2 protein-coding genes are annotated in these 1,341 nt (G+C 42.7%); both read left to right on the forward strand.

Annotated elements, in window-relative coordinates:
* Positions 1-65: 65 nt before the first annotated feature.
* Positions 66-896 carry a phosphate ABC transporter substrate-binding protein gene (locus tag F6K22_RS40930; RefSeq protein WP_293110901.1) on the forward strand — a complete coding sequence of 277 codons (831 nt, stop codon included), beginning with the start codon at positions 66-68 and terminating at the stop codon, positions 894-896.
* A gap of 37 nt (positions 897-933) precedes the next feature.
* Positions 934-1,341, forward strand: a 408-nt coding sequence (locus F6K22_RS40935) for a PstC family ABC transporter permease (RefSeq protein WP_375340245.1), incomplete at its 3' end; no start/stop codon positions are given.

Here is a 1,341-nt window from a genome sequence, read left to right on the forward strand (position 1 = left end):
TTACCAAGTCCATGAACGACCAGACGGTTCCGGATTTCCTGTGGGTACGAAAGAGCCGCGAATTCATGAAACTTAGACTAGGTTCATTCATTCTGCTTCTATGCTTATATTTGCAGAGTTGTACTCCATCTCCTGATGGAAAATCAGGTCAACAAAAGCTAACTTTAACAGGAGCAAGCACTGTTGCTCCCTTAGTTTCAGCTTTGGGTAAAAGATTTGAAGAGCAAAATCCAGGAATTCGTATAGATGTACAAACAGGTGGCTCCTCTCGTGGTCTAGCAGATGTGCAACAAGGACTTTCTGATATTGGTATGGTTTCTCGGACTCTGACAGAAGAGGAAGCCGTTGGGATGGAAGTTTTTGTCCTGGGAAGGGATGGAATTAGCATCATTATTCATGCTGATAACCCCTTAACAGAAATTACTAGCAAACAGGTCAAAGCCATTAGCACTGGTAAAATCAAAAATTGGAAAAGCTTAAATGAAATTGATGCCCCGATCGCTTTTGTTCACAGAGCAGAAGGACACTCAACACTAAAGAAATTTCTGGAATACTTTGGACTAAATAACTCACAAGTGAAAGCAGATGTGATAATAGGAGATAATCAACAGGGGATAAAAACTGTTGCAGGTAATCCTAATGCTATTGGTTATGTCTCCATTGGTGCTGCGGAATATAGTATGCAAGAGGGTGTATCCATCAAGCTTTTGGCACTGGACGGCGTTGCAGCAACCAGTGAAGCAGTCGCAAATGGCCGTTTTCCCCTGCTTCGGCAATTAACTCTAGTGACTAAAGGAAACCCCACTGGATTAGCAAAGCAGTTCATCACATTTGTTCAGGGTGAAGAAAATTATGATATCATTCGGCTACAAAAATTTGTGCCCCCGGAAAATTGATCGGATTCTAGCATTAACTTTACAAGGAATTGCCTCTGTGGTAGGTATACTCGTTGTAATTATTACAGCCTTCTTGATCGTTGAATCCTTACCAATTTTTGATGAAGTCGGGATATTAGCCTTTTTTACCGATTCTACCTGGAGTCCCATTCAAGGATTCTATAACCTCACCCCTATGTTGGTCGGCACCCTATTGGTGGTAACAGGAGCAGTTGTGCTAGCTGCTCCCGTTGGAATTTTGTCGGCTTTGTTCTGCCACTATTACGCTCCTCCTTTCCTAGCTAGTTTCTACCGTCGCTTACTAGAGTTAATGGCCGGATTTCCAGGAGTAATTTATGGACTCTGGGGATTGGTCGTGTTAGTGCCACTGATTAATCGCCTCCATCCACCAGGAACCAGTTTACTAGCAGGAATACTAATGTTAGCTCTACTGATTATTCCTACC

This window comes from Okeania sp. SIO2F4, from assembly GCF_010672385.1.
In the GTDB taxonomy this organism is placed as follows: Bacteria; Cyanobacteriota; Cyanobacteriia; order Cyanobacteriales; family Microcoleaceae; genus Trichodesmium.